The sequence below is a fragment of the Pseudoalteromonas sp. SANK 73390 genome (assembly GCF_054966645.1).
The window spans coordinates 60,600-86,370 of sequence record NZ_ARPN01000013.1 but is presented as its reverse complement, the minus strand read 5'-3'; the positions used below and the strand labels follow the sequence as shown (position 1 = coordinate 86,370).

Sequence of the window (25,771 nt, the reverse complement as noted above, 5' to 3'; positions counted from 1 at the left end):
GTTAAAACTCTAATGCAACTAGCGGAGGCATTATGAACATTGGCATATTCATTTATGATGGTGTTGAAGTACTTGATTTTACAGGACCATATGAAGTGTTCTCAACGGCAAACCGTTTTGTTGACGAACATATAAATATCAGTTTAATCGCCCCCTCACAGTCACCAGTAAGAACACGAGGTGGTATGAGTGTAAACCCCCATTACAGTATCTATGCAAGCCCACATTTTGATTTACTCATTGTTGCAGGTGGAAAACATCATGGCATAGTTAAAAACCCAACTATTTTGCAGTGGCTAGCAGAAACAGCTCAACATACGCGTTCTTGTGCTTCTGTTTGTACTGGTGTGTTTTTATATGCAGCTGCTGGGCTTATTGATGAAAAAAAAGTGACGACTCACCAGCAAGATATAGATGAACTTAAGCATCAATATCCACAACTTCATGTTATTGGCAACGTTCGCTATATTATGGATCAAAATTTTACTAGCTCAGCAGGAGTATCTGCGGGTATAGACATGAGCTTAGCCCTATTGGAAAAAAGATTTGGTGAAAGAATCGCCAAGCAAACGGCTCAACAAATGGAATACTTGGGGTGAACCACACCAAGTATCATAATCAACTTTGCAACCAATGCTCATCTAGCGCAATATTTTTTATTATCTTGCAGTATTAATAACCTCAAGATCAATTTGTGCGCAAACTTGCTCTAACTCAATTTTTATATCAACGTACAGTGCTCGATGTGTTTCGCTTTGCTCTTTATCTTGTGCTGATATTTCAAGTTGATTTGTTAGATGATGCAATCGCTTAGCACCAACATCGCCCGCTTGACCTTTCAGTGCATGAGCTGCCTGCTTTACTCCCTGTTCGTCAACTTGCTCAATTGCATCTGTCAATTCAGTTAAGCGAGCATTCGCGCTTTCTTTGAACAATTGACAAATCTTTGTGTATAAATCTTTATCATGCATTAAACGTGCTAGCGCTGCTGTACTATCTAATGATGGAATATCAACAGGGGCCTGATATTTATTATCCCTATCAGGGGAATTGCTAAGCTGTATACTCTGTGAAGCTTTCACACTTGCTGCCTTGTCAACATAGTTACTTAACGTACTAAATAATCTTTCAGCATCTATCGGTTTAGTAACATAGTCATTCATACCAACCGATTTACAACGCTCAGCTTCTCCGTGCATAGCACTTGCCGTAAGTGCAATAATAGGCACTGATTTATAAAACTCTCCCCCTTCGCCTGAGCGAACAGCTGCCGTTGCCTCATACCCTGTCATAACTGGCATATTACAATCCATCAAAATGGCAAGCACTTCTAGTTGCTCTAGTGCATATCCTTTTAGCTTCTCAAGGAGCTCATGACCTGAATGCACCAATATTGATGTAATATGATGAGCGCTTAATACTCCTTTTGCGACTTCTAAGTTAATTTGGTTATCATCTACGATGATAACCGTATGCCCTTTGAGTAAAGAAAACCGACTAGCAAAGTTTTTACTTTCACCATGGGTATTAGCAAGGCCAAAAAGCGTCAGAGTATCAGCTTTATTAAAGGCCGCAAGTACATCAATATAACGCACAGGTTTGCTAATAGTAGCTAAAGCACATTTGGGAGGAGTCGGATCTGTGATTGGGTCATAAATAAAGCATGCTTTTTTTCCTATACTTGGTCCAGTAGAGAGGTTTTGTCCAAGTTCACTACCAAAATCAATCAACCAAAAATCAGCATGATCCAAATCACAAATACTGGCACCAAATAACTCTATAATTTTTTTCCAGTATGTTTCTTCAGGTTTAGTTTTAGCCGCTAAAAAAATCTTTTTTACCATCTAAAATAGGAATCAAATTCAATTTTTTTGAATTATGACGAGCATAGGGAATATTGAATGAAAACGTACTGCCTTTATCTTTTTCTGATTGAAATTGGATATTGCCACCCATTAATTCGCATAGCTGTTTACATATAGATAAACCCAGCCCCGTTCCGCCATACTCATTTGACACGCTTTGTGTTTCTTGACTGAAGGCTTCAAATAGGCGATTAAAATTATTTTTTGCAATCCCCACTCCGGTGTCTTTAACTGATACTTCCAACCATACCTGCTTATCATCTTCTTTTGTTTTAGCATAAATAAAAACACCGCCGCATGAAGTGAACTTAATTGCATTACTAATCAAATTATAAAGTACTTGCTTTAAACGCCCTGCATCGCCTTCAAGAGTGAGGTATCTTACGTCAGTAACATCTAATAGGTATTCAAGATGCTTTTGCTGTGCTTTTATTCCTACTGAGCTGGCAACATGCTCTAACATTTGAATTGGATTAAAAGGCTGGCGATCCATTTCCAGTTTTCCTGCCTCTATTTTCGATAAATCTAAAACATCATTTATTAAACTCAATAACGTCTTTGCACTGGTGCTCATCATATCTAAATAATTAGATTGTTGTTGGCTGAGCGCTTCACGCCGCACAAGATCTAAGGTGCCCAAAATACCATTTAAAGGCGTTCTCATCTCATGACTAATACTCGATATAAAAGCACTTTTAACCTTTGATGACTCTTCAGCACGACCCTTAGCCAGCGCCAGTTCTAAGGTTCTTTGCTCAACTTTCGCCTCTAAAGACGCATTTATTTTAACAATTTCAGTACGGACTTTATTTTGCTCTGTAATATCGGTGACAAACATTGCAAAGCCAAGTAATTGACCATCCACTGAATGAATAGGTGATGCGGTTAAGTGTAAATCTAAATCCTTATTTTCCAACGCTACTTTAATTTCTAAATCCTCTAACGGTAACCTATTTGATACATTGTATAAGGTGGCATGCAGATAGTTTTCAGGGATATAACGGTTCAGTCGTTTATATGAAGCATTTGTTATGTCTTTTAGCTCGGTAAAAAATTGTTCCGCAGCATGGTTATGACTGGTTATTTTTAGTTCATTATTAAAGCCAATAATACCGTCTGATGCACCATTAATAATATCCGCTAGTTGAGAGCGGGCTTCTAGCAATTGCTGGTTATTTCTGAAGTAAGCCCAAAAAGCCAGCAAACCTAACGTAAAGATAATCGCGATTATAAAAATTAGAGAATAAGCACTTAAGCGCTTGTACTGTAGTGCTTCTTCGTATTGTGCATACGGTATTAAACTAACCCCTATTACCCTACCTGTGTCTGAATTAGATGACGCAAATAACTCTGCTCGCTGTGTCAAATAGTCCATATTTTCAGAGCTTACAATAGAAACATTCTTAACTAACCAAGGTTGCTCTCTGTAGTACGATTGCCAATTTTCCTGTGGGTTAAGATCTTTGCTAAAACGCAGAGCTTCATTAGGATGGTAAATAAAGTGCCCATCAGGTGTTAATAAATTCACTTGCATACCTATTGGTAATACATGTTTAAGCTTATCAAGTAACACATGTGCGTTAATATTCGCCACTAAAACAGCAAACAGTTCATTATGCTCATTATAAGCTGGCATTGCGATTCGCAAAGTAGGCTCTAACGGATAGACAATTTTTCCATGCTCTTTATTTAAATCTATCTGAGAGGCATAAATTCGACGCTCTGTTAACTTAAGAGCTTGTGTAAAGTAATCTCTGTGGAACTTATTTTGTAATTTAGTGTGTGGTTGCACAGCAACTAAACCACCATAGCGGTCTGTTCTCACCAACTCATCGCCTGACTTACCATCGAGTAAGCGTAATTGGTTAATTTCACCATAGGTATACATCATCGAGCTAAAAATCATCGCTAAACGGTTTTTCCACAACTCAGTCTTCGTGCCATCTTTAGGGTCAATTCCTTGGTTGCGCTGTGCTCGCGAGATCCCTTGTATTGGCGGAGTATCAACTAAAAAGTTAATGTAATTTCTATATATCTTTACTTCATTTTCAAATACCTCTTGTTGCTCAACCAACAGTTCTGCAAGTTGTTTTGCTACGGTGTTCTGCGCCTGCTTTTTAATATTACGATCATATACCCACACGACAGAAACCATTATAATAATCAATATAATCAAACAACTAGAAAGAGGTACACGCTTAATCCATCGATAAGTAGGTTTTTTTGATCCCACCATTTATAGCTCCTTTATCGTCACGCAGTTTCGGCCATTCTTTTTTGATAAGCAGAGTAGTTCATTGACTGCTTGTAGCCATCTTTGACCATTTGTCTCTATTACAACATCACTATATACAGCACCTATACTCAACGTTATATAGCCAAGTTCAGACCCTTCATGAATAATGTAAGCCTCTTTTATACGGCTCTGTAGCTTATTAGTGAGTGTCTCCAAACCATAAATACTGACTTGAGGGACAATGCAAACAAATTCATCCCCACCATATCTCACTATGGCGTCTTCACCTCTAAAAAGATTGCTTTGAATTAATTGTGCAACTTGCGTTAAACATTTATCTCCTTTGAGGTGCCCGTAAAAATCGTTATATTTTTTAAAACAATCAATATCACCTATGACCAATGCAAACGCAGTCTCATTTCGTTTTGCATACGATAGGCGCTTATCAAATTCAGAATTTAAATAATGGCGGTTATAAACTTGAGTTAATCCATCGACAAATGCCATGGCTTCTAATTGTGCATGCTGATTCTTTAGTTTAACCTGTGCAGCCACTCTATGGCGCAGCGTTAATGCATTAACAGGCTTTATAACAAAATCACTTGCCCCAGCTTGCCAACATTTTGTTTGTTCATGATCTTGATGATAAGAAGTAACAAAAATTACGGGAATATCTTTAGTATCTGATCGCGCCTTTAGCGCTCGGCATGTTTCTAAGCCATTTAAACCTGGCATTTCCACATCCATCAAAATCACATCAGGGTGATGTAACTCACAATACTCAATACATGCAAAACCACTGACACAGCGCTGCACCGTATAATCTATGGAGAGAATTTTTTGAAGCACCAGATAATTTATATCATCATCTTCAACCACTAAAATATTAGCGTGCATCGCAACTTATTCCGTAAGTTATCATCATAGAGAAGGTTTGATTTAACTTTAGTTGACGGCGGGGGATTTGCAAAAGCGCATTACAACAGAACGCTTTGATTTGACTACTAACATTTTCTGAACAGTTGAATTAAAAGATATTGAGCACAACAACCATCTTAGCATGCTCAATACTTACCCATTAAAAGACGTTAAACTTATCGAACATCCCCACGGTTATGCGTAGACCAGTAATCAATCTTCGGACCTTTAGGTACTACCTGTGTTGGATTAATCATCATGTGGCTATAGTAGTAATGCCTTTTGATATGCGAAAAGTCAACCGTGTTTGCAACACTCGGCCATTGATACAACGCTCGAAGGTAGTTGGCTAGATTAGGATAATCTTCAATACTTCGCTTGTTACACTTAAAGTGACCAAAATAAACGGCATCAAAACGTATCAACGTCGTAAATAAACGCCAATCTGCCTCGCTAATATTATCTCCCACTAGATAAAGTGACTTTTGAAGTATCGCTTCTACTTCATCAAGTGATGCAAATAGCGCATCGTAGGCTTGTTCATATGCGTCTTGAGTGGTCGCAAAACCACAACGATATACCCCGTTATTTATATTTTGATAAACAAACTCATTAATTTTATCAATATCTGCACGCAAACTTTTAGAGTAGTAATCATCATGATTACCCGTAATGTCATTAAATGCGTGATTAAACATACGAATGATCTCACTTGACTCATTACTCACAATTTTCTTTTGCTGCTTATCCCAAAGCACTGGGACAGTGACACGACCAGAATAATCACTATCATTAAGCGTATATACCTGATGCATAAAATTAAAATCATATAAATCGTCACCAGAACTACCATTTGTTCTATCAAAGGTCCAACCATTCTCTAGCATATCAGGACTAACGACAGACACTGATATATGCTCCCCAAGCCCTTTCAGTGCTCTAAAGATTAGTGCTCGATGCGCCCAAGGACAGGCCAGTGAAACATATAAATGATAGCGACCAGATTGCGCTTTAAAACCGGCATCACCTGTCAGACCCGCTGAACCATCGGGAGTTACCCAGCTTCTCAACTTAGCAGCTTCTCGTTCAAATTTACCTTCATTTTTACTGGTGTCATACCACTTATCTTGCCATTTTCCATCTACGAGTAAACCCATAATTTCCTCCTACTCAAACAATATCGCCAAACTTACCTTGTTGATAGTCACGCACAGCGTCGTGAAGTTGTGCTTGCGTATTCATTACAAAAGGTCCCATATGTGCAATTTTTTCGTTAATTGGCTGCCCTGCTAAAACTAATACTCCTAACCCTTTTGTTGATGCCTTTAAAGTCAGCAATTCAGTGGGTAACACTTCCAATAAATAGCCTTCTGTAAATTCAGTGTTTAATAACCCTCCTGTGTGGACATACACCAGTACTTTGCCATACATAGATACATCAAGAATCGTTTCACTTAACGGGGGCAATATCACATCTGCAATCGCGCCATCTCCCGCAAGACCTTGGATTGCTCCCTCAATGCAGTTAGAGTCCATCACCCAGGCACCAGCTAAAGCACGTAGCTCAGCCAGCTCACTGTTAATAAGTTTAGGAATACCAAACTCAAGCGAATCTTGGTACTTAGGCGAACGCATTTTGTCTTTTGCCGGCATGTTTAGCCAAATTTGAAAACCGTGCATACCATTGTCTTCATCAAGTAACGGCATTTCACTGTGTATTACACCGCGGCCGGTGCTCATCCATTGAACATCACCACCACGAATAGCTTTTTTGTTCCCCATCTGGTCTTGATGCTCAAACCCGCCTTTGCGAATATAAGTAAAGGTTTCAATTCCTCGATGAGGGTGAGGCGGAAAGCCGCCCATATAGTCACTCTCATTATCGGATTTTAGTTCATCTATCATCAGATAAGGATCAAGACTTTTGCCATCAAACCCCGCTATTCGACTAATATTAACCCCTGCGCCATCGCGAGTAGGGTAAGCTTTTTGGGTACGAATTATTTTCATGTTTCATTCCAATCTTTGTTCAATATTCACACTCTAACAAAAGTTAATACGAATAAAAATTAGCAAAAACAGGGGAGATCATTCGTTTAATGAGAATGACAAACCGCTTGTGCCCATTATTTTCCAAGCTAGGATGAAAACAGGCATATTTAAGGAACAAATAGATGATACGACACACTTCAATTGCAACACTGATTTTTAGTGCACCGAGTACAGCAACATTGGCCTGTGATACCATGCCAAACATTACGAAATGCTGTTTCACAATATCAAATATTCACTAGACAGAAGCGTTTTCACGCAATTTTTAGCAATAATGAATTGGCACAACTCACTGAATGGATGAGTAAAAATAAGCCTTTGGTTGAGATGAGTATTACGCCTATAAGCCACTCTTATTTTGCGGTAGTTGGATTATACAAAGCACATTTTTGGCCTGAACATTGTGTACAAAAAAACCAATCTCAAACTTAGTTGCAAATCAAACTCGCCCACTATGACGATGATATTTATCAAAAGTTGAGTGAATAATTTTTTGGTGAACTTGTGACTGTATCAGCACATCGTGTTTATACTCATCCGCGCCCCTTTATTCACCATGGTGCATTCACCTCTGGCAGAGACTTTGTTACGCACCTAAATTCATTTCTCCCTTTGCACAGAGATTGATATGCACTTGAGATGTTTTTTCATGAACTTAGCCATATTCCATTTGGCCAAAATGACAAATTAAAAAACAGTTTTGAACAGGTATTTAGTGGCTATGAAATTACTCAGCATGGCCGTATTTGGCATCCCATTTTATTTTTCACCGTGGGCGAAGTAACACGTCAAGCCATTGCCAAAGCCAACCCTGATTATCAACCTTATGCAAACAAGGCGAATTTGAATAAAGGTCGGTGGGATTATTTAAAAGAGTTAAAGCAACACTGGTTGCCCTATATAAATGGTCAAGTATCAATGGACGAAGCATTGCATAACTTAGCAAAAGCCATTAAGGAACGCACTTAATCACCGTTAAGCGCGTTGCGTAAATAACAGACTTTTTAAACTCGCTTCAGGGTTAATATCTGCAAATTCAGGCGGATTATCTAAACGCTCAACAAAGACCATATTGGGTGCTTGCTCGGCCATTTCATCAATTAAAAACTGGGCGTTAAGGCTTGGATCATTAACACACGCAAGCACTTGCCCTTGTTCACTGAGTAGCTCAGGTAAGCGACGAAGAATCTTTTTATAGTCTTTAGTCAGTGCAAAGCTGCCTTTTTGAAAAGAAGGCGGGTCAATTATCACTAAATCATAAGGCCCAAATTTGCGCACTTTTCCCCATGATTTAAATAACTCATGACCTAAAAATTTCACTTTAGTTAAGTCATGGTTATTGGCCCTATGATTTTCTCGGCCTTTACTTAACGCCGCTTTAGCCATATCTAGATTGACCACCTGCTTGGCACCACCCGCAATCGCAGCCACTGAAAAGCCACAAGTATAGGCAAATAGGTTTAAAACACTTTTACCACTGGCGTGCGATTTTACCCAACTGCGACCACAGCGCATATCCAAAAACAAACCATTGTTTTGTTTGTTACCTAAATCCAATAAAAAGGTCAGTTCGTTTTCAACCACCGCTTGCTCGTTAGACAATTCGCCCCATAACACTTGCAGCTCACAATCAGCACGACTTCTATGGTGTAATAACACACTTTTCACGTCATTTTGCCATGTAGGTAATTGCAACCAGCTAATTACAAGCGTATTAAGCGCATCAATAAAACCAACTTCAGGCTCTTTGAACAACGAAATTAAAACCTGCCCAGATAACCAATCCACACTAATATGCTCAAGGCCAGGCCAACATTGCCCTCGGCCATGAAATAACCGCCGTACTTCGGTGGGTAATACATCAATTTGGCGAAGGTGTTCATCAAGCAAGGGCAGGGCGGTTGGCGTCATAATATAATACCAGTAGTAAACAGGCGGGCCATTGTACGCATATTTTATGATTGGCACCACTTTCACCCTCACGCTCGGTGCCAACATCAAGCTCTCTTTTGCTTATCCCAAATTAAAGTTAAGGTTATTTAGATTGGTACACAATCTCTCCCTCTAGCAACGTCATAACCACTTTCGCTTGCTTTACTTGCTCTGCATCTAACTCAAATAAGTTTTTGTCTAAAACAATTAAATCAGCCCGCTTACCAACTTCAATGCTACCCACCAAATGTTCTTGGCGCATTGCGTAAGCGCCATTAATGGTATAGGCCGCAATGGCCTGAGCCAAAGTAATATTTTGCGGCGCACGTGAAATAGCATGGCTTAGTCCTATAAAAGGATTAAAGGTACTCACGTTCCAATCGCTACTTAGGGTAAGGGTTGCGCTGGCATTTTGCAGGCTTTTAATAGGCACTAAGTCTTGCGAGCGCTCAATGCCAATTAGCGAAATATTTTCAGGCCAATGAGCAGGTTGGCTAAACTCCCCTGCAACTTGCGCATCAGCAATCACATTTAACTTAGCAAAACGAGGTAAGTCTGCAGGGTCAACAACTTCTAAATGCGTTACTCGGTGACGTGCTGTACCCTTTGATGCGTTTTCAACCGCATTAAGTGCCTCATGAATGCCTCTATCACCAATACCATGAATATTAAAATCAAAACCAACTGGCTCAAGCGCTTTAATATATTTTTCTAAGCGCGACTGCGTAAAGTAGTTAAGCCCTTTATTTTCATATAGGTTAAGCCAATTAACCTCATAGGATTCATGCATAGCTGCGGTACTGTTAACCAAAATACCGTCCATATAAAACTTAACTTGGTCCACTTTCAATAAGCTATCAGCAGGGCGGCTAAACAGTGACTTTAAACTGGCTAATTGTTTTTCGTCACTCATTTGTGGATAAGCCCAAAGCCCTAAGCTAACTCGCAGTGTTAACTTGTTCTCATCCGCCACTCGCTGCCAAGTTTGTAAGTGCCCACGCTGCCAATATGTTCGCGCATCACTAATTGATGTAATACCCACTTTGTTCAATTCAGGCATAGTGTATTCAAGCAACCCCAAATAGTCTTGCTCAGCAGCGTCTGAACGAGAGCGCATAGCAAGCTCCATCACTTGGTTACCTGCATTATCATATAAAATGCCGTTAAGATTACCTTGTTCATCTCGTCCAAGTACACCGCCAATAGGGTCGCTACTGTCTTGCGTTATGCCTGCCATTGCCAGTGCTTTACTATTAACCCACATTGAATGAGAGGTTTGCTCCATAATGATAACGGGGCGATCTGACACCGCTTCGTCAAGCACAAATAATGGATTGCTTTGCATATCCAATAGCGTCGCTATTTCATGTCCATAACCTATTAACCAACTGGTGTCTGGGTTTTGTACATTTGCCTCATATAACAATTCAATGTATTCATCCTCACTGGCATAACTCGGTAAAGTTACTTGCGTTACTTCTGATGCAGACTCCAAAGGGTGAATATGCACATCATGGAAACCAGGCAGTAGCATCTTACCTTTTAAATCTATTATCTGAGTATTTTCACTCACATAATTCTTCGCTTTATCATTATCACCGACATAAATAATTTTATTCTCTTGAATGACAACCGCTTGCGCCCAAGGCTGTTCAGTATTGACGGTATATACTTGGCCATTGACAAATACCTTAGTGGACTCAAGCTGACTGATGGTGTTTTCGGTTGCTTGCGATAGTGTATTAGAGCTATCCCCACACCCAGACACGGCACAGCTTAATAAAAGTACTGAGGTAAAAAATGACATAGTTGAATGACTCATAGTTGACTCCTTTAAGTTAGGGATACACTATCAAAGTAGAGGTAACCGCAAGGTAACAGTATAGGCACACTATGATTATATTACTGGTCGAAGACGATACCGTGCTCGCAACGCACAGTATTAACTTTTTAGCACAAGAGGGCATTGAAGTAGATTATGCCAGCACAGTGAAGCAGGCTCAGGCTATTAGCGAGCAACAACAATACGATGCCATAGTATTAGATATCAACCTGCCCGATGGAGATGGCCTCAGCTTAGCTAAGCATTGGCAAGGCACGCGCGATGAGCCAATTTTGTTTCTCAGTGCGCGGGATAAACTTGATGATAAATTAAAGGCTTTCTCATTAGGTGCCTTAGATTACTTAACAAAACCGTTTGCTTTGGCTGAACTGGCAGTTCGTATTAAGCTATTGGCAAATAAAACTTTAGTTAAAAAAAGTACCACCTTTAAACTCGACTCACTAAGCGTGGACTTACAAGCAAAAATCATTACTAGAGGACAAAGAGTAATCATACTTTCCCCACAGCAATGGCTGTTACTGTCTCTTCTCATTGAGCACTATCCTAACCCCGTTAACAAGTCTTGTATTATTAATCATATTTGGCCCGATGAAGATACGAATAATAATATGTATAAATCACTACTTACTCGGCTTCGCACCAACTTAAGTCGTGATGAGGAGGTGCCTTTACTGCACACGTTAAAAAAGCAAGGGCTTGTGTTAAGGGTGGCTAATGCGTAATACCTCCATAATACGTTACCTTAGTATGCGCATTATCTTGCTGATGTTAGTACTGATGGTATGCTGGTTGGGCATCGCTAAATACGGTTATGAATTTGCGCTTGATGACAGTGCCGAACATTACTTATACTACGATGCACAGCTGGCGCAAAAACAGTTAATAACGCTCCCATTTAGTGACGACTTTAAGCTAGTCACTCGACAGCAAGACTCTTTGCCATTATCGGTGCAACAAGCATGGCGTGCGGGGCTGCTACCACTAAACCAAGTCACTTTATTGCATCAAGCAACATTAGATACCTACATTTTGCCTTGGCAACCACTGAACTCGAACGCGGTTCCTATTTTTGTCCTACATTCTTTTAACTCAGAAGATACCTTATCCATTATGCCGTGGCTTGTTCTTCTCATTACGGTGCTAAGTATCCCGGTTTTTTATATTGTGATCAAAAGTGCACTTAAAATAAGAGAGCAAATCAATACTCTAAAGACATTTGTAAGCACCAACAAACAAACTGAGCAAGTAAGTAAATTTGAAGAATTACATACATTTTATCAAGCTTTGAATATTGCACGTCAGGCGCAGCAATTTGCACAGCAGCGAGAGCGATTGGTATCGGCATATTTGAGCCATGAAGTCCGCACACCCCTTGCACAAATCCAACATGGTATATCACGCCTGCAACAACTAGATAATATGCCCTTTGAAGCAATTGATGTGTTACAAACTCTAGAGCTGTCTCAACTTAGGCTTACCTCAACTAGCAATGCCGTGCTCGCGTTATGGCAACAAGATGAAGTAGCCAAGCAGCAACTTGATTTGCGAAGCATCGTAACTCGTGTTGTAAATACCCATTCAAGTACCAGCCATTCAATTAAACTAACACTGAATGCTTTTGAAGTGATCAAGCCCATACACCTTGCTTTATTTGAATTGCTGATAACACAGGCAATTGAAAATGCCCTGCAACATGGAGCTTCACCACTGTTTGTTATGGTAGAGCCTGAACAGTTGATTTTTCAAAACGCTATGCCAAAAGATACAAAATCATCTTCTGGCGTTGGGCTAGGAAATTTATTAATAAAACAAATATGCCAGCGATTAAATTGGTATCATAGCTATGAAATAAAAAATAGTAAGTACACGCTTACTATTAGGTTCAAGGCAATTATGTAACATATTATGCATTTTGCGCATAGCGCACAAACTCAGAATAAATTGAGTCTTTAATGAGCCTGTCAGGCGTAAAGGCATAGTAATGCTGATATACATTTTCAATAGCCCCTATAAAACACACATCACGGTTACGCTCAATTTCACCTTTAACCGATAAAGGTGCAGGAAAGAGACCAAACCCTTGCTGACCTAATGCAACCATTAATGCACTATCATCGACATGACCTGCAATGCTTATTTCAATACCTAACTCATCTAACCAATAATGAATAGAGCTAGTCATTGGGCTAGCTTTGGCAGGTAATACAACTGGCACATCCGCCAACGTAGCGGGATAATTAGCTTGTAGCTTTTGCTGCCAATCTCTTGCGCCAAAAAAACCTAACTGACTTTTACCTATTTCATGGCAAAACACTTTGAAAGGGAGGCTGCTATCTAGTGGTTTATCAGCTAGCACCAAATCAAGCTTATGCGTAGCCATTTGCGCCAGCAACTCGGCTTGTTGACCATCAATACAATGCAAATTAGCAATGCGTTCATTTTCAATCAAAGGAGCAAGCCATTTAGATACCAATGATTTAGGCAGCGCATCAGATATGCCTACTTTAAGCGTGCGAGATAATGAACCAATGTCGCCTTGGGTCGTTTCTAGCCACTCATTCGCAATCGTAAACATATCATCTGCATATTGCTGAGTTATTTGTCCAAACTCAGTTAAACGTAAACCTCGTCCCTCTCTTAAAAACAAAGACTTGCCAAGACGTTGTTCTAAGCTGGTGATCTGTGCGCTGACTGTTTGTGGGGTTAAATGTAGTATTTTACTTGCTGCAGCAATACTGCCATGGCGACTCACCTGCCAAAAATAATAGAGATGGTTATAATTAATGTTGGTTATCATTCGTTAATACCTACCAATAAGTAAGAAATAATCAGCTTTTTTCTTTTCATATACCTTAGTAGATTTACATGGTACCTGCAATTGCAGTGCGATAAGTTGAATCAACTAACACATGAGCCTAGCTATGAAACTAAAGTTATCAATTAAAGACAAAACAATAATGACCTCAGCAATGAGGGTAAGGCTGTCAAAACTGATAGCTACACAGTTAAATAAATATGCCCTAAATATTCGCACTGTTGAGCTACATATTGACGATATTGAGTCTCGTCAGCATGGTATTATGAAGCAATGTCGAATCAACTTGCTGCTTCCAGGGCTGCCAGATATTAGGCTCAAAGCAAAAGGCAACAATATGCTGCAAGCAATAAAACGTGCGCTACAAAATAGCCAAACTTTATTGGCACAAAAGTATTCAATTTCTAACTAACCGCAAATTTGAGTAAGGATTTTGAAATAGTAATTGCTTAATAAGTCATATTGCTTATCATCCAATGATGATTTTTCGTTCAATATCAAGATGCTTTTATGCAGTCATAGCTAGCTATTACAAATGAAAGCAGATAGAGGACTAAATAGCTTATCCAGAACTAAGGTTAACGCGTTTAATTTGTTACTTTTGCTTTTCCATAAAGCGCGGAAGTAAGCTCGTTAGCAGGTATTTTACAGTTACATTAGTTCCATTCATCCCAAGCACTTGCAGTGGCATGGATGCCACTCTATTTAACAGACCATACTCAGGTTTTTTCGCTCGCTGCCGATAAGCACATATACTGTAGCTAAATACTCCCTTATTATGAAAATAACGCCAACAATTCATCAACCCGCAGTTAGTGCCAAATCAAACACCTCATCAAATAATAGCCTGCTGACCAAAGAGGTTGGAAAGCCATTTCGGTTATCTCAACGTGATACGAATACATTATCAACACAACAAACTGAACAATCAGAAAAGGGGAAAAGTAAATCAAAATTACCGGCACACATAGAAGCGCTAATAGAGCAAAAGAAAGAGTTAAAAGAACAAATTGAAGAGCAACAAAAAATCCTTGAAAACCTCAAATCTAGAAATGACTTAGACGCTCAAATAAAACAAGATTTAGTTAAGCAGCAAACAGAGTACTTAGCGCAATTGCAAATACAGCTACTGAGCGTATCAAGGGCTCTGCAAGATGCACTCAAAAAGTCCGGCGTAAATGATCCCAGTCAATTGGTAGATGTCCTTACCTAAATAACTAAAAGCCTACTAACAATACTTTTCCAAGTGCCATACCATCGCGCTGGCAACTAAAATCAATTCGGCTATCTAATTGCGTTTCATAAAGAGATTCTAACTTCCTAAAAGGGGTACCAATAAACTTAACCGCTTTTATACGTAAGCTCATGCGGGTACGCTTATCTAAAAACGCATAAGCTGTCGCACTGAGAGTGTGCTTACAAGACTCTAAAATGTCATTTGAAAGGATATTTTGATGAATTGCTTGGTGAATTTCTTGTTTATCAATATCATGATGGCTACTGGCTAATATACAAGTGGCATACACATCTAATAAGCCAACAGCTCTCACTTTTTGCGTATTTCTGTCTTCGTACATGGCCATCACACATGGCACTTTCGTTTCATCAAAATATTGTGGTTTTATTGATTGAATAACAAGCTCTTTATCAACATGCTTATGAATTAGGCGCTCTAGTTGATTAAGCTTTGGTAGTGCAAGCTCACCATTAATTTCGACTTCCTCAAGCATAATGAGGCTTTCTTCAGTACCTTGAACCAACGGCAATAATTGATCGTGTAAATCTTGATCTGAAAATGGTTTTGAGAGTACAAATCGAGCACCGGCCTGCAGCGCTTCATCTACTTGCTCCTTCTCATCAACCGTTGTGATCATAGCAACCGTCATATTCAACTGTCGTTTTTTTATTGCTCGCAGCAGCGCTAGCCCTGACAAATCAGGCATATACCAGTCAGTTAAAACGATATCAGGTTGCCAGTTGCCGATTTCTTTTAAAGCGCCTTTTACGCTACTGGCTTTTCTGATCAATAGCTTTCGATAACCAAACTTTTCTAACGCTCGCCTCACAATCTCTAACGTTGCTTGGCTATCATCAACAATTAATATCTTCACATTTAACCACTTTATACAAAAACTTGTTTTTTATTATAGGCATATTTTTTATGTATCACTAAACTGAACAATAGTTTCCAATTGAAGTAAGTAAAAAATACAATGCAGAGTTTCAATTTACCCGCTGATGTTTACCAGTATATCGCCATCAACATTGGTTTACTCATTTTAGCAGCATGGTTTTACATCTTGCTACTTATACTGCGCGAATTTAGACACTTTGCAACGGGCATGATCCAACAACAGCCTAACACACAAAACCAAGACATTTTAAATATCTGTAGAGAATCGGTCGACAATGCGCTCAATTACGTTAACGATAATAGTGACACGATTGCGCAACTGTCACTTATCCAAAACACTTTAGAGCAGCAACTCAACGAAATTCGCAACTCAACAAAAGATCATATAACGCCCAAAGAAGAAGCTTCTATCAAAGCTCTGAACCAGAAACTGATTCAATCTCATGCACTAATTAGAAAATTAAAAGGCGACCTAGATAAAAGCACAGGCATACTTAAACATGCCAAAAAGAAGCTATATAGCCAACATGATGAAATTGAAACATTACAAAAAGAGCATCAACAATTACAAGAAAAATATGAAGCAATCCAATCACAAACAGAGCCTCCCACTGAGAGTATTCAGAAAATGGCAACAAACTTTGAGCGTGAGAAAGCAACCATGACTGACATAATAAACAGTTACAAACAGCAAATTTCCGAGCAGAACCAAGCGCTAGAGCAACTTTCTTTGCAAGCAGACAACACACATGAAGGCACAGATTTAAACGAAATAAAAACTGAGCTTGAACAAACAAAACAAGCTTTAAAGCACCTTACAAAAGAGAAAAAATTCATTGAAAGCAGGTATTTAGAATTGACTAAGAAAAAAGGAGGTAAATCATCAGATCAGGACTAACATTCCAAAAAATAAATGAATGATGAAAAAATCAATACAAAAAATTAACTTTAGTGACATACTTTAAAAAACAATGTATTTTAGTTACATATCTTTATCATGTCTCTGTCGTAATTTTAAAAATGAATTGAAATAAGAGCCAATATAGTTTGACCGTCAAATGGGAAAAAGGATTACATATGACGTATATATCAGATACCAGCACTCAAGATACACAAATACAAAAACAACACTCAAAAGTAACCCTCTTCATTACCATCTCAGGGCTCATTGCGCTGCTTGTATTTTCCTATTTTATTATTGCGCCCGCGTTTGCAAATTGGAGTAGCGGAAAAAGTGCCATTGCACTCGATAAGCTTAGAATTGCTCAAGTAGAAAAAGGCCTATTCATCAAAGACTTTTCATTACAAGGAAAAGTGATTGCGGCTAGGCGTCCAGTGCTTTATAGCCCTGCCCAAGGTACCGTAACGTATCTTGTTGAAGCTGGAGATAGCGTAGTAAAAGGGCAAGCTTTGGCAAACATAGAAAGCCATGAGTTAAAAAGCCTTTACAATCAAGAGTTTGCAAATTTAACCAAATTAAAAACCCACCTTGAGCGAGAGAAAATTCAAGTAAAAAAGTCAAACCTGCAGCAAGATAACCTCATTGGCAAAGCTGAAGTAGCACTCAATGCCGCACAAAGAGAAATGCGGCGCTCTGAAGAAGCAATGAAAGACAATGTAATCAGTGATATAGATTATCAAAAAGCCAAAGATGATTTACAAAATGCAAAGCGTGAATATCAGCATGTACTTAAAGAGGTTGCGCTACTCAAAGAGAGTCAGAAATTTGAAATTCAAACTCGTGAGCTTGAGCTGGAATCACAAAAAGTTAAAGTCACAGAATTAAAACGACAAGTAGATGGCTTACAAATTGCGTCACCTGTTACAGGAATAGTGGGTAATTTAAATGTTCAACAAAAAAATGCCGTAGCAAAAAATCAAGCACTCTTAAGAGTCATAGATCTCACCCAATATGAATTAGAAATACAAATTCCCGAAAGCTACGCAGATGACTTAGCGCTTGGTATGGAAACACAGATCACACTTAATCAATCCCAATATAGCGGTGAACTTGTTGCTATTTCTCCTGAAATATCTCAAGGAACCGTTAGGGGTAAAGTTCGCTTTAAAGATAACACGCTAACCGGCCTTAGACAAAATCAGCGCCTAACTACACGCATAATACTTGAGCAAAAAAACAATACAGCTTTTTTACCCAGAGGGCAGTTTATTAATAGCCATAACGGTCAATTTGCTTATGTATTAAACGGCGAGGAAGCGATTAAAACACCTGTCAAATTAGGGTCACGCAGTTTGGCACAAGTAGAAATTATTTCAGGTCTGAAGCAAGGTGATCGCGTGATAGTTTCTGATACAGAGATTTTTAAAGACGCACAAAGTGTGCGCATATTACAATAACAAGGACCGACGTATGTTGAAGATGCAAAATATTACCAAAACATTCTTTACAGACAGCGTAAAAACTCAGGCTTTACAACCCTTTAACTTAGTCATTGAACAAGGAGAGTTTGTCAGTGTAATAGGGCCCTCAGGCTCAGGTAAAACCACCTTCTTAAATATTGCAGGTTTACTAGAAGATCACAGTGCTGGCCTTTATGAGCTTGATGGGAACGACGTTTCTAACATGAAAGATAAACAGAAATCGTCTTATCGTAATGAAAAAATCGGCTTTATTTTTCAAAGCTTTAACCTTATTCCTGAACTTAATTTATACGATAATATCGATATGCCGCTGCGCTATAGAAAATTTACATCTAGTGAGCGTGACCAACGTATAATGCAAGCTTTGCAACAAGTAGGGCTTGCTGGGAGGAAAAATCACTATCCATCGCAGCTGTCAGGTGGTCAACAACAGCGTGTTGCCATTGCACGAGCGGTTGCAGGTTCCCCTTCTATGATTTTAGCTGATGAGCCAACAGGGAATTTAGATTCAAAAATGGCCGATGGCATTATGTCTTTACTTAAAGATATAAATGCGCAAGGCACCAGTATTATCATGGTGACACACGACAATGAACAAGCTGCACTTGCTAATCGTATAATACAAATAAAAGATGGTTACCTTGATGAATGCGAGCCTAATGCAAAAGCTATCGCATAGGCAAATTTTTATCACTATGTTAGATATGATAAGATCACCGCATAAATAACCCACTCAGTACTCATTATGTTACGCATCTCCAACCATGTTGAAATTGCTTCATGGGAAATAGAACTCAATGCCATTCGTGCTCAAGGGGCGGGTGGTCAAAATGTTAATAAAGTATCCAGTGCCATCCACCTCAAGTTTGACATCGGAAACTCTTCACTGCCTGAGTTTTATAAACAACGCCTATTAGGACTCAACGATAATCGTATTACAAAAGAGGGGGTTGTAGTCATAAAATCGCAGTCTCACCGCACCCAAGAAATGAATAAAGAAGAGGCACTACAAAGGCTCAAAAACCTCATCTTAGAAGCCACAAAAATGCAAAAAGCACGCCGTGAAACCAAACCAACGAGAAGCGCAAAACGTAAACGAGTAGAAAGTAAAGTAAAACGCGGACAAACCAAAAATCTCAGAGGGAAAGTACAGTTTTAAAGGTAAGCGTCGCCTAAACCACACCTAACCGCTGAGGCTACAGGCTCATAAAGTAAAGCTCTGATCTCAATTTAGAGCATACAATGTCTAAACATAAAACCGCTGAGCAGTGGCAACTGCTTATAAAGCAACATGCTCAAAACGAATCCCGAATTAAAGCGGCAAAAGAGGCAAAACAACCAAAACAACTAGCCCGCTTTGCAGGCAGCCCCAGAAAACACATGCCCAAAGGGCTACCCTTTGAGTTAAAGTCGTATTTAGAGTTAGTTGAGCTAACAGACCGTTGTATACGAGAAGATAAACACAGGCATATTGAACAATACACACCGCCAATTCTAGAGAGATTAAATATAGCACCTGAAAACTGGTTAAAACTCACCACACAATTTACCAATGTGTTCAAAGGGGCGGTAAGACGGCCCAATAAGCTTGATGGCTGCTACACACATTAGCCAATGTGAAAAGCTATTCGCTTAAATTACTCTATAACCCAAAACACTTAACACCAATCATGCTGATAAAATAGGCAAAGCCGCGCCTAACTTTTTGCAATTACCACTTAAACCCTAGGATAAAACTAAAAATAGTGGTAAAGAAGTGCTTTTAGCATGAAAATATCAAAGGTATTGGATTTGCATGTTCATAATTCAATAGTGACTGTCTTGGTTATTTTTCTTATCTATATTTTTTCGAGGTAAACCAATAGTTGGAAAATAGCGCATAAATATGCTCTAGATCAGTTTTACCATTCCCCTGGTAAAGGTCAAAGTGATCGGTTTAGCCTTAAAATACTCGAGTAACAATACAAAATACGCTTTGCTTTGTACTACTCTGAATTGCTTAAGTACCGATGACTCTGAATCGTTAAGATTAAAAAAGTAGTCACGGTCGTTGTCATTAAACTTTGGATGAGCATACAGATCTTAGTATTCGGTATGAAGTTCACTAATTGAAGTGTTTTCTTTCGCATATAGATTGTTTTGTAAGGATAAGTTCGGGCTTGCAACCCCACCTTTCAAAACAATATATTAACATTTTATGGTGTGGTCAAATCAGTAATCCGCTCAATTTCAAAGCCAGTGTAATAGTGTGTAATGTTTTTAAGATAACACCCTTGCTACATTTGTATCCAAGAGGTTGCATTGAGCAACAAAAATTAAAAATAGGAACGGCATTCAAAGTTGCCCCATTCCTTTTTGATTGATTGCCCAGCAACTTTTTACAGAACGCGCATTTAGTTAAGTCTCTGTGTTAAGAGTAACGACTCTCAACTGTTTTATTTTTTATAATAAAGATGACTTTAAAAAATGCCCTGTTATCAGAGAATGATGGCTAGTATCAGGGCAAAGACAATAATGACAGAATTCAACATCTGAGTGAAGTTGCCAGTCATCACCAGACAGTGCGTCAAATCACAGTGAACTACAAACAAGGATATTTGATATGAACGCCGATTTGGGCAGCGACACTAGAATAACGCTTGAGAACCTGGGTATAGATCTGAACGCTTACGACAGTGGCCAGGAGATAGTAAAGACCGTAGAATTCAGCTCTTTGGAAGAACTGAGGAAGGTGCTTAACCCCAACAATGTCACTGTTAACATGACACCGCCAAGTACCGATGGTACCGTATTGAACCAGTTGCATTCACAGTTTTTGCAATTCGTGTTTAACCCTTCTTCCCGCCACACCGACAACTTTCCGAAGTTGCACAAGGCTTTGCCTCTACCGGTAAAGGTCCGCGCACAAAAACTAGTGGTGCTGAACAAAAAACTGTCATTTAAAGAGCCAAAAATTCTGCTGTTTGACGATTTAACGATAGAACCAGGTGGTAGTATTGAAGTCGAATCCACCACTTTCACCCTTGTCACAGACAGCCTGAATATCATCGATAAAACGACACCGATATTAGTATTGAAAGGAAAGAATGGCTCATCTGGCAAGAACGGCGCCAACCATCGCGATAGCGGAGGCAGCGGCAGCAATGGCAAAGATGGCTCATCAGGACAAAGTGGCGAAAATATCGGCTCTGCATATATTGCCATTCACAACGAACTCAAGGCCAAATCACTGGGGATCAGCATAAAGAACGGCGATGGTGGCCCGGGAGGCTCCGGTGGCAACGGCGGTAATGGCGGTAATGGCGGCAGTCGTGGCAGCGGCGGCGCTGCAGGTAAAGCCGCCCGTCACCATGAAGACGGTGGTGACGGCGATGATGGCAGAAACGGGAACGACGGCAATAGCGGTAACAGAGGCACAGACAACAGCCGAGTCAACGGAGCCAAAGTTCAGGTTCAACCCAGGTTTTAAATCTCACCATCAAAGCAGACCAATGAGGGGCAATTGCCATGTTTAATAAATCGTTTGAACAGCGGGCTAATGAACTCGGACACGATATGGGCGATTTGGCCGCAAGCGGCTTGATTAAATCGAGGCTGAGGTTGAACCGATTGGAGGACTACAGGCTCATTAGCAACGCCGACAGCGCAATCAGGCGAGGCAGAAAGCCCCTCTTCTATACCGGATTACTTGGCCGTAGCAGGTTGTATCAAGGCTTTCACGACAAATTTGAAGCCTACATTTTTGCCGACGGTTGTCCTGAACAGGTGTCGGATCGGCTACGAACATCGTTCGGTATGCCGGTGATCAAATGCCTGTCGGTAAAAAACAAAGTTCTGCAAGAAAATGAAGTCTGGGACTTGTCGGTGGTAGATGACACCGGCTACAAGTCCCTCAAGCAATACTATCTGGTAGTGAACATCGAATCTTTGACCTTGTCACCCGGGGCCAGGATAGCCGCGCATGGCGACGTTTGTTCGATATGCTGTCACAGACTGATCAGGGCGGAGCCTGACGTTACAACCGAATCGCAATGCGATACAAATCCTTTTGATATAGGGATTTTCAGCAAGTCGTATCCGTCAAAGTCACAAACCTCCACAGTTCAGCTCGAACTTCCATCCAACGATGGGGAGCATGCCGCAGGCATTCAATTCGCCACTACGGCGATAGGCGAGGTTGTCGAGTACGGCGTCAATCCATTCGATATGGACGGCAAGCCGGGAATTGCGGGCCTTGATGGCGCCAAGGGAAACCATGGCCGCAATGGGCAAATGGTCAGAGCGACAGAAATCATGCTGGGTGAACTGGTGAACTTTGAATCGCAACCTTTGCGCATCATCACCCGGGCAGGTCATGGTGAACCTGGTCGCAAAGGAAAGCCGGGCCAACCCGGCGGCAATGGTGGCAATGGCGCTGACGGTTTGCAGGCAGATTCGGTCTTGACTATCCAGGCGAACGAACAGTTGTTGCGAACGAATGTTCGAATTTCCGAAGGAAGCGGCGGCGCAGGTGGAAACGGCGGTAACGGCGGGACGGGAGGACGGGAGGACAACAAGGCCCGACCGGCAAAGGCGGTGCGGCGGGGCGAAACGGACGGTTACGCGAATGGTCCGATAAGCCGCGAGCCACACCTTTGTCCGCCAAATTCCACTCGGTTCAGAAAGCTCAAGATGGCGCCGACGGCCTTGAAGGAACGCGAGGCAGGGATGGAAAACCCCGTAAAGGCGCCAACATATTCGTCAACAACAAGCTTTCAAGCGGTCAGAGTCGGTGATTTTTATCAAAACGGCCAAAGCACATACCTCAATCAACAAACAGCAATAATGCAGGGACGATCATGACTCATAAATACTCAACCAATGCATTCGACAACATCCGTCATATCGTTTACTTGATGTTGGAAAACCGTTCCTTCGACAATGTGTTGGGTTGGCTCTACAGCGACCAGGAGCAACCCGCCCAGAAACTTCACGTAAACAACCCAAGTCACTTTGACGGTCTGGCATTTGGTCAATATGCCAACTTCGACAAAAACGGCAAAAAGATTGCAGTAAGCAAATCACAAGGGGATCTACAGGTACCGACACACGACCCCAACGAAGAATACCAGTATGTGAACAATCAACTGTTCGGCGATACCAAAACCCCGAGTGACAACACCAGGTGCACCATGGGCGGTTTTGTCAAGGATTATGGCGCTTGGTACGACAATGAACAGCAGATTATGCAGTGTTACACCCCTGAAGATCTGCCTGTCATCAACGGGCTGGCAAAAGACTACGCCGTATGCGACAGGTATTTCAGTTCGGTACCGACGCAAACCAACTGCAACCGCGCCTTTTCCGTCTGCGGCAACTCTTTGGGCCTGGACGACAACGAACAGTTGACCGCATGGGTCAATAACAGAGATACTACTTTTTGGACCCGAGGTAAACCCGAAGGCAAGCAGTTTAATCAACGCAGCATGTTTAACGTGTTGCATGAGAATGGCTTCAACACCACCAACGATTGGATGTGTTATTACTCCAAGGGCAATTGGACGGAAAACGAACTGGGTATAGAAGGTTATTCCTACATCAGGTGTCTGATGGAGCAGTTGCAAGGGAAACAGTTCAAACCGCACTTTGCCGACATGGATGCGTTTTTGGCGCAGGCGGCCAAGGGCAATTTACCCAGATTGAGTTACCTTGAGCCCAAGTGGGGGCTGGAACATTGGGCGTTGGGCGTCCAACCGGGCATACAAGGAAGTGACTATCATCCGCCGACCAACCTCGCGCCGGGTGAGCAATTCCTGCAACAGGTTTATTCCTCTCTGAAATCCAACAGTGAAGCATTTGCCCAAACCCTGTTGATCATCAATTTTGACGAACACGGTGGCACTTACGATCACGTGCCGCCGCCATGGGGTGCAGCCATCCCATGGGGAAGCGGTAGCAACACACCGTCACCGGACAACAAGGAATACGAATTCAAATTCAACCGGTACGGTGTTCGCGTGCCCTTGATCCTGGTTTCTCCGATGATAAAACCACGCACCTTGTTCAGGTCTCCATCGAACGTCCCGTTCGATCACACTTCGGTTATCGCGACGATTTTGAAACACTTCAACATCAGCAAAGACAAATGGCAGCTTGGCAACAGGACCGCAGCGGCGCCGACTTTTGACTTTGTCGTAACCGGACGAAATCAAGCGCAGCGCAAACCATCGTACAACTCGCCACCATCCCGTTTAATTGCGACCCCGGAAAACATTGGGTACAACGACATTCAGCTATCGAGCAAACTGCACGCTATCGAACAAAGGTTAAAACAAGAAAACTGTGCGTTGCAGCTGCCGGAATCAAGCTTGATAGATCATGAAAAAAGCCAACAGGACATCGCGGCATTGGATCAAAAACTATATTCTATTGTCCGGCAGATCAGAGGCAATTACATCTATTACGTAGACGCCGACAACCAGCTAATACGCCAACTCATCGTTCCTGAGGTTTCACAAAACCAGGAATTGATAACCGCCAACTGTTATTCCAGGCCATTTTTCTTTGCCGGTAAAGTGTTCTACAAGAACAAGCAAAACAAACTGTCCTATGTCGATCATTACGACGGCGAAAAATGGGTAACCATACAGACCGATTACAGAATGAACGGCCATCCGTTTGTGCATCGTTGGAAGGTATACATTCGCAATGGTTCTAACCAATTATGTGAACTGACTTTTAGCCGCAACAAATTGTTCCTGTCCGTTGTCGATAAGGATATCAAGTGCCTGGACACACCATTTGTTGCCGGCAACCATGTCTACTTTTTGGGTCAAGGTCGCACGAACTCGTCCCGTGGATTATACCGATGCCGCCTGGACACCGCGGAAAAACGTCTATCCCGGTTGCTGAGTCCCGATTGTACCAGCGCCCCCTGGGTATATCAGCACCATGTCTATTTTCAGGATAAACAAAACCGTTTGGTCAAACTCTATGTCGACAGCCAAGCCAACGAATTGACCGTTTTGGACCCACAGTGCCATTCGATGCCCACCATCAAAAATGGCTTCGCCCACTTTGTCGGTGGCGGAGAGCTGGTAAAAAGAAAAAGCATCACTGCTGATGGCAACGAATCGGCGACAGCGATGGGCAATGCGGAAAGTCAGATTTTTGTCGATGACAGCCATGTGTATTTTATTAAACAGAACCTTCTCAACCCGCTCAACGATTGTATACTGATGAGGACCGCCATTGGCGCGAGAGGCCGGCCGCAAACCATAGCACAAGGCGTCAAATTCCTACTGCTGGACAGATATGAATTGGCAAATGACGCTTGATGAGGTTTTGCACAAAAGCCATAGATATATTCTTTCAGCTTTTGTACTGTGACCGTATATTACACAAAGGGGAAGTAAATATGACTGAAAGAATAGAAAAAATACCACCACTTTAATATTTGGATATATATTTAAAACGAAGAGAGAGGATACTTTACAGGAATTTGTCATGGCGCTGGATTGACATCAAGGGCGTAAGTTTGGTGTTTTACTTAAAGCTGTTAGTGATGCGCCAAAAGAAGAATTAGAACGAGCTAATTCAAATCAACAATATGATG

Annotated in this window: 23 protein-coding genes and 1 pseudogene; 14 read left to right on the top strand and 10 right to left on the bottom strand. The window is 41.0% G+C overall.

Translation table 11 applies throughout. From position 1 onward, the window contains the following. The first annotated feature begins 32 nt into the window (after positions 1 to 32). A complete protein-coding gene (locus SANK73390_RS01495) occupies positions 33 to 599 on the top strand; it encodes a DJ-1/PfpI family protein (RefSeq protein WP_462762648.1) in 567 nt (188 codons plus the stop codon). A gap of 60 nt (positions 600 to 659) precedes the next feature. Here SANK73390_RS01495 and SANK73390_RS01490 read toward each other — a convergent pair whose 3' ends face one another. The 5 genes from SANK73390_RS01490 to SANK73390_RS01470 all read right to left on the bottom strand — a co-directional run bounded on the left by SANK73390_RS01490 (position 660) and on the right by SANK73390_RS01470 (position 7,029). Continuing rightward, a complete protein-coding gene (locus tag SANK73390_RS01490) occupies positions 660 to 1,844 on the bottom strand; it encodes a response regulator (protein ID WP_462762645.1) in 1,185 nt (394 codons plus the stop codon). Continuing rightward, on the bottom strand, positions 1,816 to 4,101 hold the full coding sequence (locus tag SANK73390_RS01485; protein WP_462762643.1) for a sensor histidine kinase: 2,286 nt from the start codon (positions 4,099 to 4,101) through the stop codon (positions 1,816 to 1,818). The genes SANK73390_RS01490 and SANK73390_RS01485 overlap by 29 nt, the downstream gene beginning before the upstream one ends. Beyond that, entirely contained in the window at positions 4,102 to 4,998 is an 897-nt protein-coding gene (locus SANK73390_RS01480; protein WP_462762640.1) for a GGDEF domain-containing response regulator, read from the bottom strand. 197 nt (positions 4,999 to 5,195) lie between these two features. Next, a complete protein-coding gene (locus SANK73390_RS01475) occupies positions 5,196 to 6,176 on the bottom strand; it encodes a glutathione S-transferase family protein (RefSeq protein ID WP_462762637.1) in 981 nt (326 codons plus the stop codon). Positions 6,177 to 6,189: 13 nt separating this feature from the next. Beyond that, positions 6,190 to 7,029 carry a pirin family protein gene (locus SANK73390_RS01470; protein ID WP_462762634.1) on the bottom strand — a complete coding sequence of 280 codons (840 nt, stop codon included), beginning with the start codon at positions 7,027 to 7,029 and terminating at the stop codon, positions 6,190 to 6,192. 681 nt (positions 7,030 to 7,710) lie between these two features. Here SANK73390_RS01470 and SANK73390_RS01465 point away from each other — a divergent pair. After that, a complete protein-coding gene (locus tag SANK73390_RS01465) occupies positions 7,711 to 8,040 on the top strand; it encodes a hypothetical protein (protein WP_462762631.1) in 330 nt (109 codons plus the stop codon). Between the two features lie 6 nt (positions 8,041 to 8,046). On the opposite strand, the gene SANK73390_RS01460 is transcribed toward SANK73390_RS01465, so the two are convergent. Both SANK73390_RS01460 and SANK73390_RS01455 read right to left on the bottom strand, forming a co-directional pair. Then, entirely contained in the window at positions 8,047 to 9,069 is a 1,023-nt protein-coding gene (locus tag SANK73390_RS01460; protein ID WP_462762629.1) for a class I SAM-dependent methyltransferase, read from the bottom strand. Positions 9,070 to 9,106: 37 nt separating this feature from the next. Further along, complete coding sequence (locus SANK73390_RS01455; protein ID WP_462762626.1) at positions 9,107 to 10,825, bottom strand: amidohydrolase; 1,719 nt, start codon at positions 10,823 to 10,825, stop codon at positions 9,107 to 9,109. 71 nt (positions 10,826 to 10,896) lie between these two features. On the opposite strand from SANK73390_RS01455, the gene SANK73390_RS01450 reads away from it, so the two are divergent. Both SANK73390_RS01450 and SANK73390_RS01445 read left to right on the top strand, forming a co-directional pair. After that, positions 10,897 to 11,568 (top strand): response regulator transcription factor, encoded by a 672-nt coding sequence (locus tag SANK73390_RS01450; RefSeq protein ID WP_462762624.1) that lies wholly within the window; start codon positions 10,897 to 10,899, stop codon positions 11,566 to 11,568. After that, positions 11,561 to 12,745 (top strand): histidine kinase, encoded by a 1,185-nt coding sequence (locus SANK73390_RS01445; protein ID WP_462762621.1) that lies wholly within the window; start codon positions 11,561 to 11,563, stop codon positions 12,743 to 12,745. The genes SANK73390_RS01450 and SANK73390_RS01445 overlap by 8 nt, the downstream gene beginning before the upstream one ends. Before the next feature lie 4 nt (positions 12,746 to 12,749). On the opposite strand, the gene nhaR is transcribed toward SANK73390_RS01445, so the two are convergent. After that, the gene (gene nhaR, locus SANK73390_RS01440) at positions 12,750 to 13,643 is read right to left on the bottom strand and encodes a transcriptional activator NhaR (RefSeq protein ID WP_462762618.1); all 894 of its coding nucleotides are present in this window, start codon (positions 13,641 to 13,643) and stop codon (positions 12,750 to 12,752) included. A gap of 124 nt (positions 13,644 to 13,767) precedes the next feature. On the opposite strand from nhaR, the gene SANK73390_RS01435 reads away from it, so the two are divergent. Then, complete coding sequence (locus SANK73390_RS01435; protein ID WP_462762615.1) at positions 13,768 to 14,073, top strand: hypothetical protein; 306 nt, start codon at positions 13,768 to 13,770, stop codon at positions 14,071 to 14,073. Between the two features lie 366 nt (positions 14,074 to 14,439). Then, complete coding sequence (locus SANK73390_RS01430) at positions 14,440 to 14,874, top strand: hypothetical protein (protein ID WP_462762613.1); 435 nt, start codon at positions 14,440 to 14,442, stop codon at positions 14,872 to 14,874. Between the two features lie 4 nt (positions 14,875 to 14,878). Here SANK73390_RS01430 and SANK73390_RS01425 read toward each other — a convergent pair whose 3' ends face one another. Beyond that, positions 14,879 to 15,772 carry a response regulator gene (locus tag SANK73390_RS01425; RefSeq protein ID WP_462762610.1) on the bottom strand — a complete coding sequence of 298 codons (894 nt, stop codon included), beginning with the start codon at positions 15,770 to 15,772 and terminating at the stop codon, positions 14,879 to 14,881. A 102-nt stretch (positions 15,773 to 15,874) separates the two neighbouring features. Here SANK73390_RS01425 and SANK73390_RS01420 point away from each other — a divergent pair, with 102 nt between their 5' ends. The 5 genes and pseudogenes from SANK73390_RS01420 to SANK73390_RS01400 all read left to right on the top strand — a co-directional run. Continuing rightward, positions 15,875 to 16,693 carry a chromosome partitioning protein ParA gene (locus tag SANK73390_RS01420; protein WP_462762607.1) on the top strand — a complete coding sequence of 273 codons (819 nt, stop codon included), beginning with the start codon at positions 15,875 to 15,877 and terminating at the stop codon, positions 16,691 to 16,693. Positions 16,694 to 16,872: 179 nt separating this feature from the next. Beyond that, on the top strand, positions 16,873 to 18,153 hold the full coding sequence (locus SANK73390_RS01415; RefSeq protein WP_462762606.1) for an efflux RND transporter periplasmic adaptor subunit: 1,281 nt from the start codon (positions 16,873 to 16,875) through the stop codon (positions 18,151 to 18,153). A 13-nt stretch (positions 18,154 to 18,166) separates the two neighbouring features. Continuing rightward, positions 18,167 to 18,856 (top strand): ABC transporter ATP-binding protein, encoded by a 690-nt coding sequence (locus SANK73390_RS01410; RefSeq protein ID WP_462762604.1) that lies wholly within the window; start codon positions 18,167 to 18,169, stop codon positions 18,854 to 18,856. A gap of 66 nt (positions 18,857 to 18,922) precedes the next feature. Continuing rightward, positions 18,923 to 19,336: an alternative ribosome rescue aminoacyl-tRNA hydrolase ArfB gene (arfB, locus tag SANK73390_RS01405; protein ID WP_462762601.1), complete on the top strand. Its 414-nt coding sequence runs from the start codon at positions 18,923 to 18,925 to the stop codon at positions 19,334 to 19,336. Positions 19,337 to 19,479: 143 nt separating this feature from the next. Further along, positions 19,480 to 19,813: pseudogene (locus tag SANK73390_RS01400) on the top strand (transposase); the annotation flags it as partial. Positions 19,814 to 20,067: 254 nt separating this feature from the next. Here SANK73390_RS01400 and SANK73390_RS01395 read toward each other — a convergent pair. Beyond that, positions 20,068 to 20,256, bottom strand: coding sequence for a hypothetical protein (locus SANK73390_RS01395; protein ID WP_462762700.1), 189 nt, complete (start codon positions 20,254 to 20,256; stop codon positions 20,068 to 20,070). Positions 20,257 to 20,779: 523 nt separating this feature from the next. On the opposite strand from SANK73390_RS01395, the gene SANK73390_RS01390 reads away from it, so the two are divergent. From SANK73390_RS01390 to SANK73390_RS01380, 3 genes are read left to right on the top strand one after another with little or no spacing between them, the layout of a single operon-like run. Further along, positions 20,780 to 21,646 (top strand): hypothetical protein, encoded by an 867-nt coding sequence (locus SANK73390_RS01390; protein ID WP_462762598.1) that lies wholly within the window; start codon positions 20,780 to 20,782, stop codon positions 21,644 to 21,646. Positions 21,647 to 21,684: 38 nt separating this feature from the next. Further along, on the top strand, positions 21,685 to 23,019 hold the full coding sequence (locus SANK73390_RS01385) for a hypothetical protein (protein ID WP_462762596.1): 1,335 nt from the start codon (positions 21,685 to 21,687) through the stop codon (positions 23,017 to 23,019). Then, positions 23,016 to 25,493: an alkaline phosphatase family protein gene (locus tag SANK73390_RS01380; protein WP_462762593.1), complete on the top strand. Its 2,478-nt coding sequence runs from the start codon at positions 23,016 to 23,018 to the stop codon at positions 25,491 to 25,493. The genes SANK73390_RS01385 and SANK73390_RS01380 overlap by 4 nt, the downstream gene beginning before the upstream one ends. Positions 25,494 to 25,771: the final 278 nt, after the last annotated feature.

Excerpts from the sequence above, each read along its gene's own strand:
- SANK73390_RS01450 (WP_462762624.1), top strand. The coding sequence starts at position 10,897 with ATGATTATATTACTGGTCGAAGACGATACCGTGCTCGCAACGCACAGT.
- SANK73390_RS01445 (WP_462762621.1), top strand. The coding sequence starts at position 11,561 with ATGCGTAATACCTCCATAATACGTTACCTTAGTATGCGCATTATCTTG.
- SANK73390_RS01430 (WP_462762613.1), top strand. The coding sequence starts at position 14,440 with ATGAAAATAACGCCAACAATTCATCAACCCGCAGTTAGTGCCAAATCA.
- SANK73390_RS01465 (WP_462762631.1), top strand. The coding sequence starts at position 7,711 with ATGTTTTTTCATGAACTTAGCCATATTCCATTTGGCCAAAATGACAAA.
- SANK73390_RS01470 (WP_462762634.1), bottom strand. The coding sequence starts at position 7,029 with ATGAAAATAATTCGTACCCAAAAAGCTTACCCTACTCGCGATGGCGCA.
- SANK73390_RS01490 (WP_462762645.1), bottom strand. The coding sequence starts at position 1,844 with ATGGTAAAAAAGATTTTTTTAGCGGCTAAAACTAAACCTGAAGAAACA.
- SANK73390_RS01415 (WP_462762606.1), top strand. The coding sequence starts at position 16,873 with ATGACGTATATATCAGATACCAGCACTCAAGATACACAAATACAAAAA.
- SANK73390_RS01495 (WP_462762648.1), top strand. The coding sequence starts at position 33 with ATGAACATTGGCATATTCATTTATGATGGTGTTGAAGTACTTGATTTT.
- SANK73390_RS01380 (WP_462762593.1), top strand. The coding sequence starts at position 23,016 with ATGACTCATAAATACTCAACCAATGCATTCGACAACATCCGTCATATC.
- SANK73390_RS01435 (WP_462762615.1), top strand. The coding sequence starts at position 13,768 with ATGAAACTAAAGTTATCAATTAAAGACAAAACAATAATGACCTCAGCA.
- SANK73390_RS01385 (WP_462762596.1), top strand. The coding sequence starts at position 21,685 with ATGTTTAATAAATCGTTTGAACAGCGGGCTAATGAACTCGGACACGAT.
- SANK73390_RS01410 (WP_462762604.1), top strand. The coding sequence starts at position 18,167 with ATGTTGAAGATGCAAAATATTACCAAAACATTCTTTACAGACAGCGTA.
- SANK73390_RS01460 (WP_462762629.1), bottom strand. The coding sequence starts at position 9,069 with ATGTTGGCACCGAGCGTGAGGGTGAAAGTGGTGCCAATCATAAAATAT.
- SANK73390_RS01390 (WP_462762598.1), top strand. The coding sequence starts at position 20,780 with ATGAACGCCGATTTGGGCAGCGACACTAGAATAACGCTTGAGAACCTG.
- SANK73390_RS01420 (WP_462762607.1), top strand. The coding sequence starts at position 15,875 with ATGCAGAGTTTCAATTTACCCGCTGATGTTTACCAGTATATCGCCATC.
- arfB (WP_462762601.1), top strand. The coding sequence starts at position 18,923 with ATGTTACGCATCTCCAACCATGTTGAAATTGCTTCATGGGAAATAGAA.
- SANK73390_RS01485 (WP_462762643.1), bottom strand. The coding sequence starts at position 4,101 with ATGGTGGGATCAAAAAAACCTACTTATCGATGGATTAAGCGTGTACCT.
- nhaR (WP_462762618.1), bottom strand. The coding sequence starts at position 13,643 with ATGATAACCAACATTAATTATAACCATCTCTATTATTTTTGGCAGGTG.
- SANK73390_RS01455 (WP_462762626.1), bottom strand. The coding sequence starts at position 10,825 with ATGAGTCATTCAACTATGTCATTTTTTACCTCAGTACTTTTATTAAGC.
- SANK73390_RS01475 (WP_462762637.1), bottom strand. The coding sequence starts at position 6,176 with ATGGGTTTACTCGTAGATGGAAAATGGCAAGATAAGTGGTATGACACC.
- SANK73390_RS01480 (WP_462762640.1), bottom strand. The coding sequence starts at position 4,998 with ATGCACGCTAATATTTTAGTGGTTGAAGATGATGATATAAATTATCTG.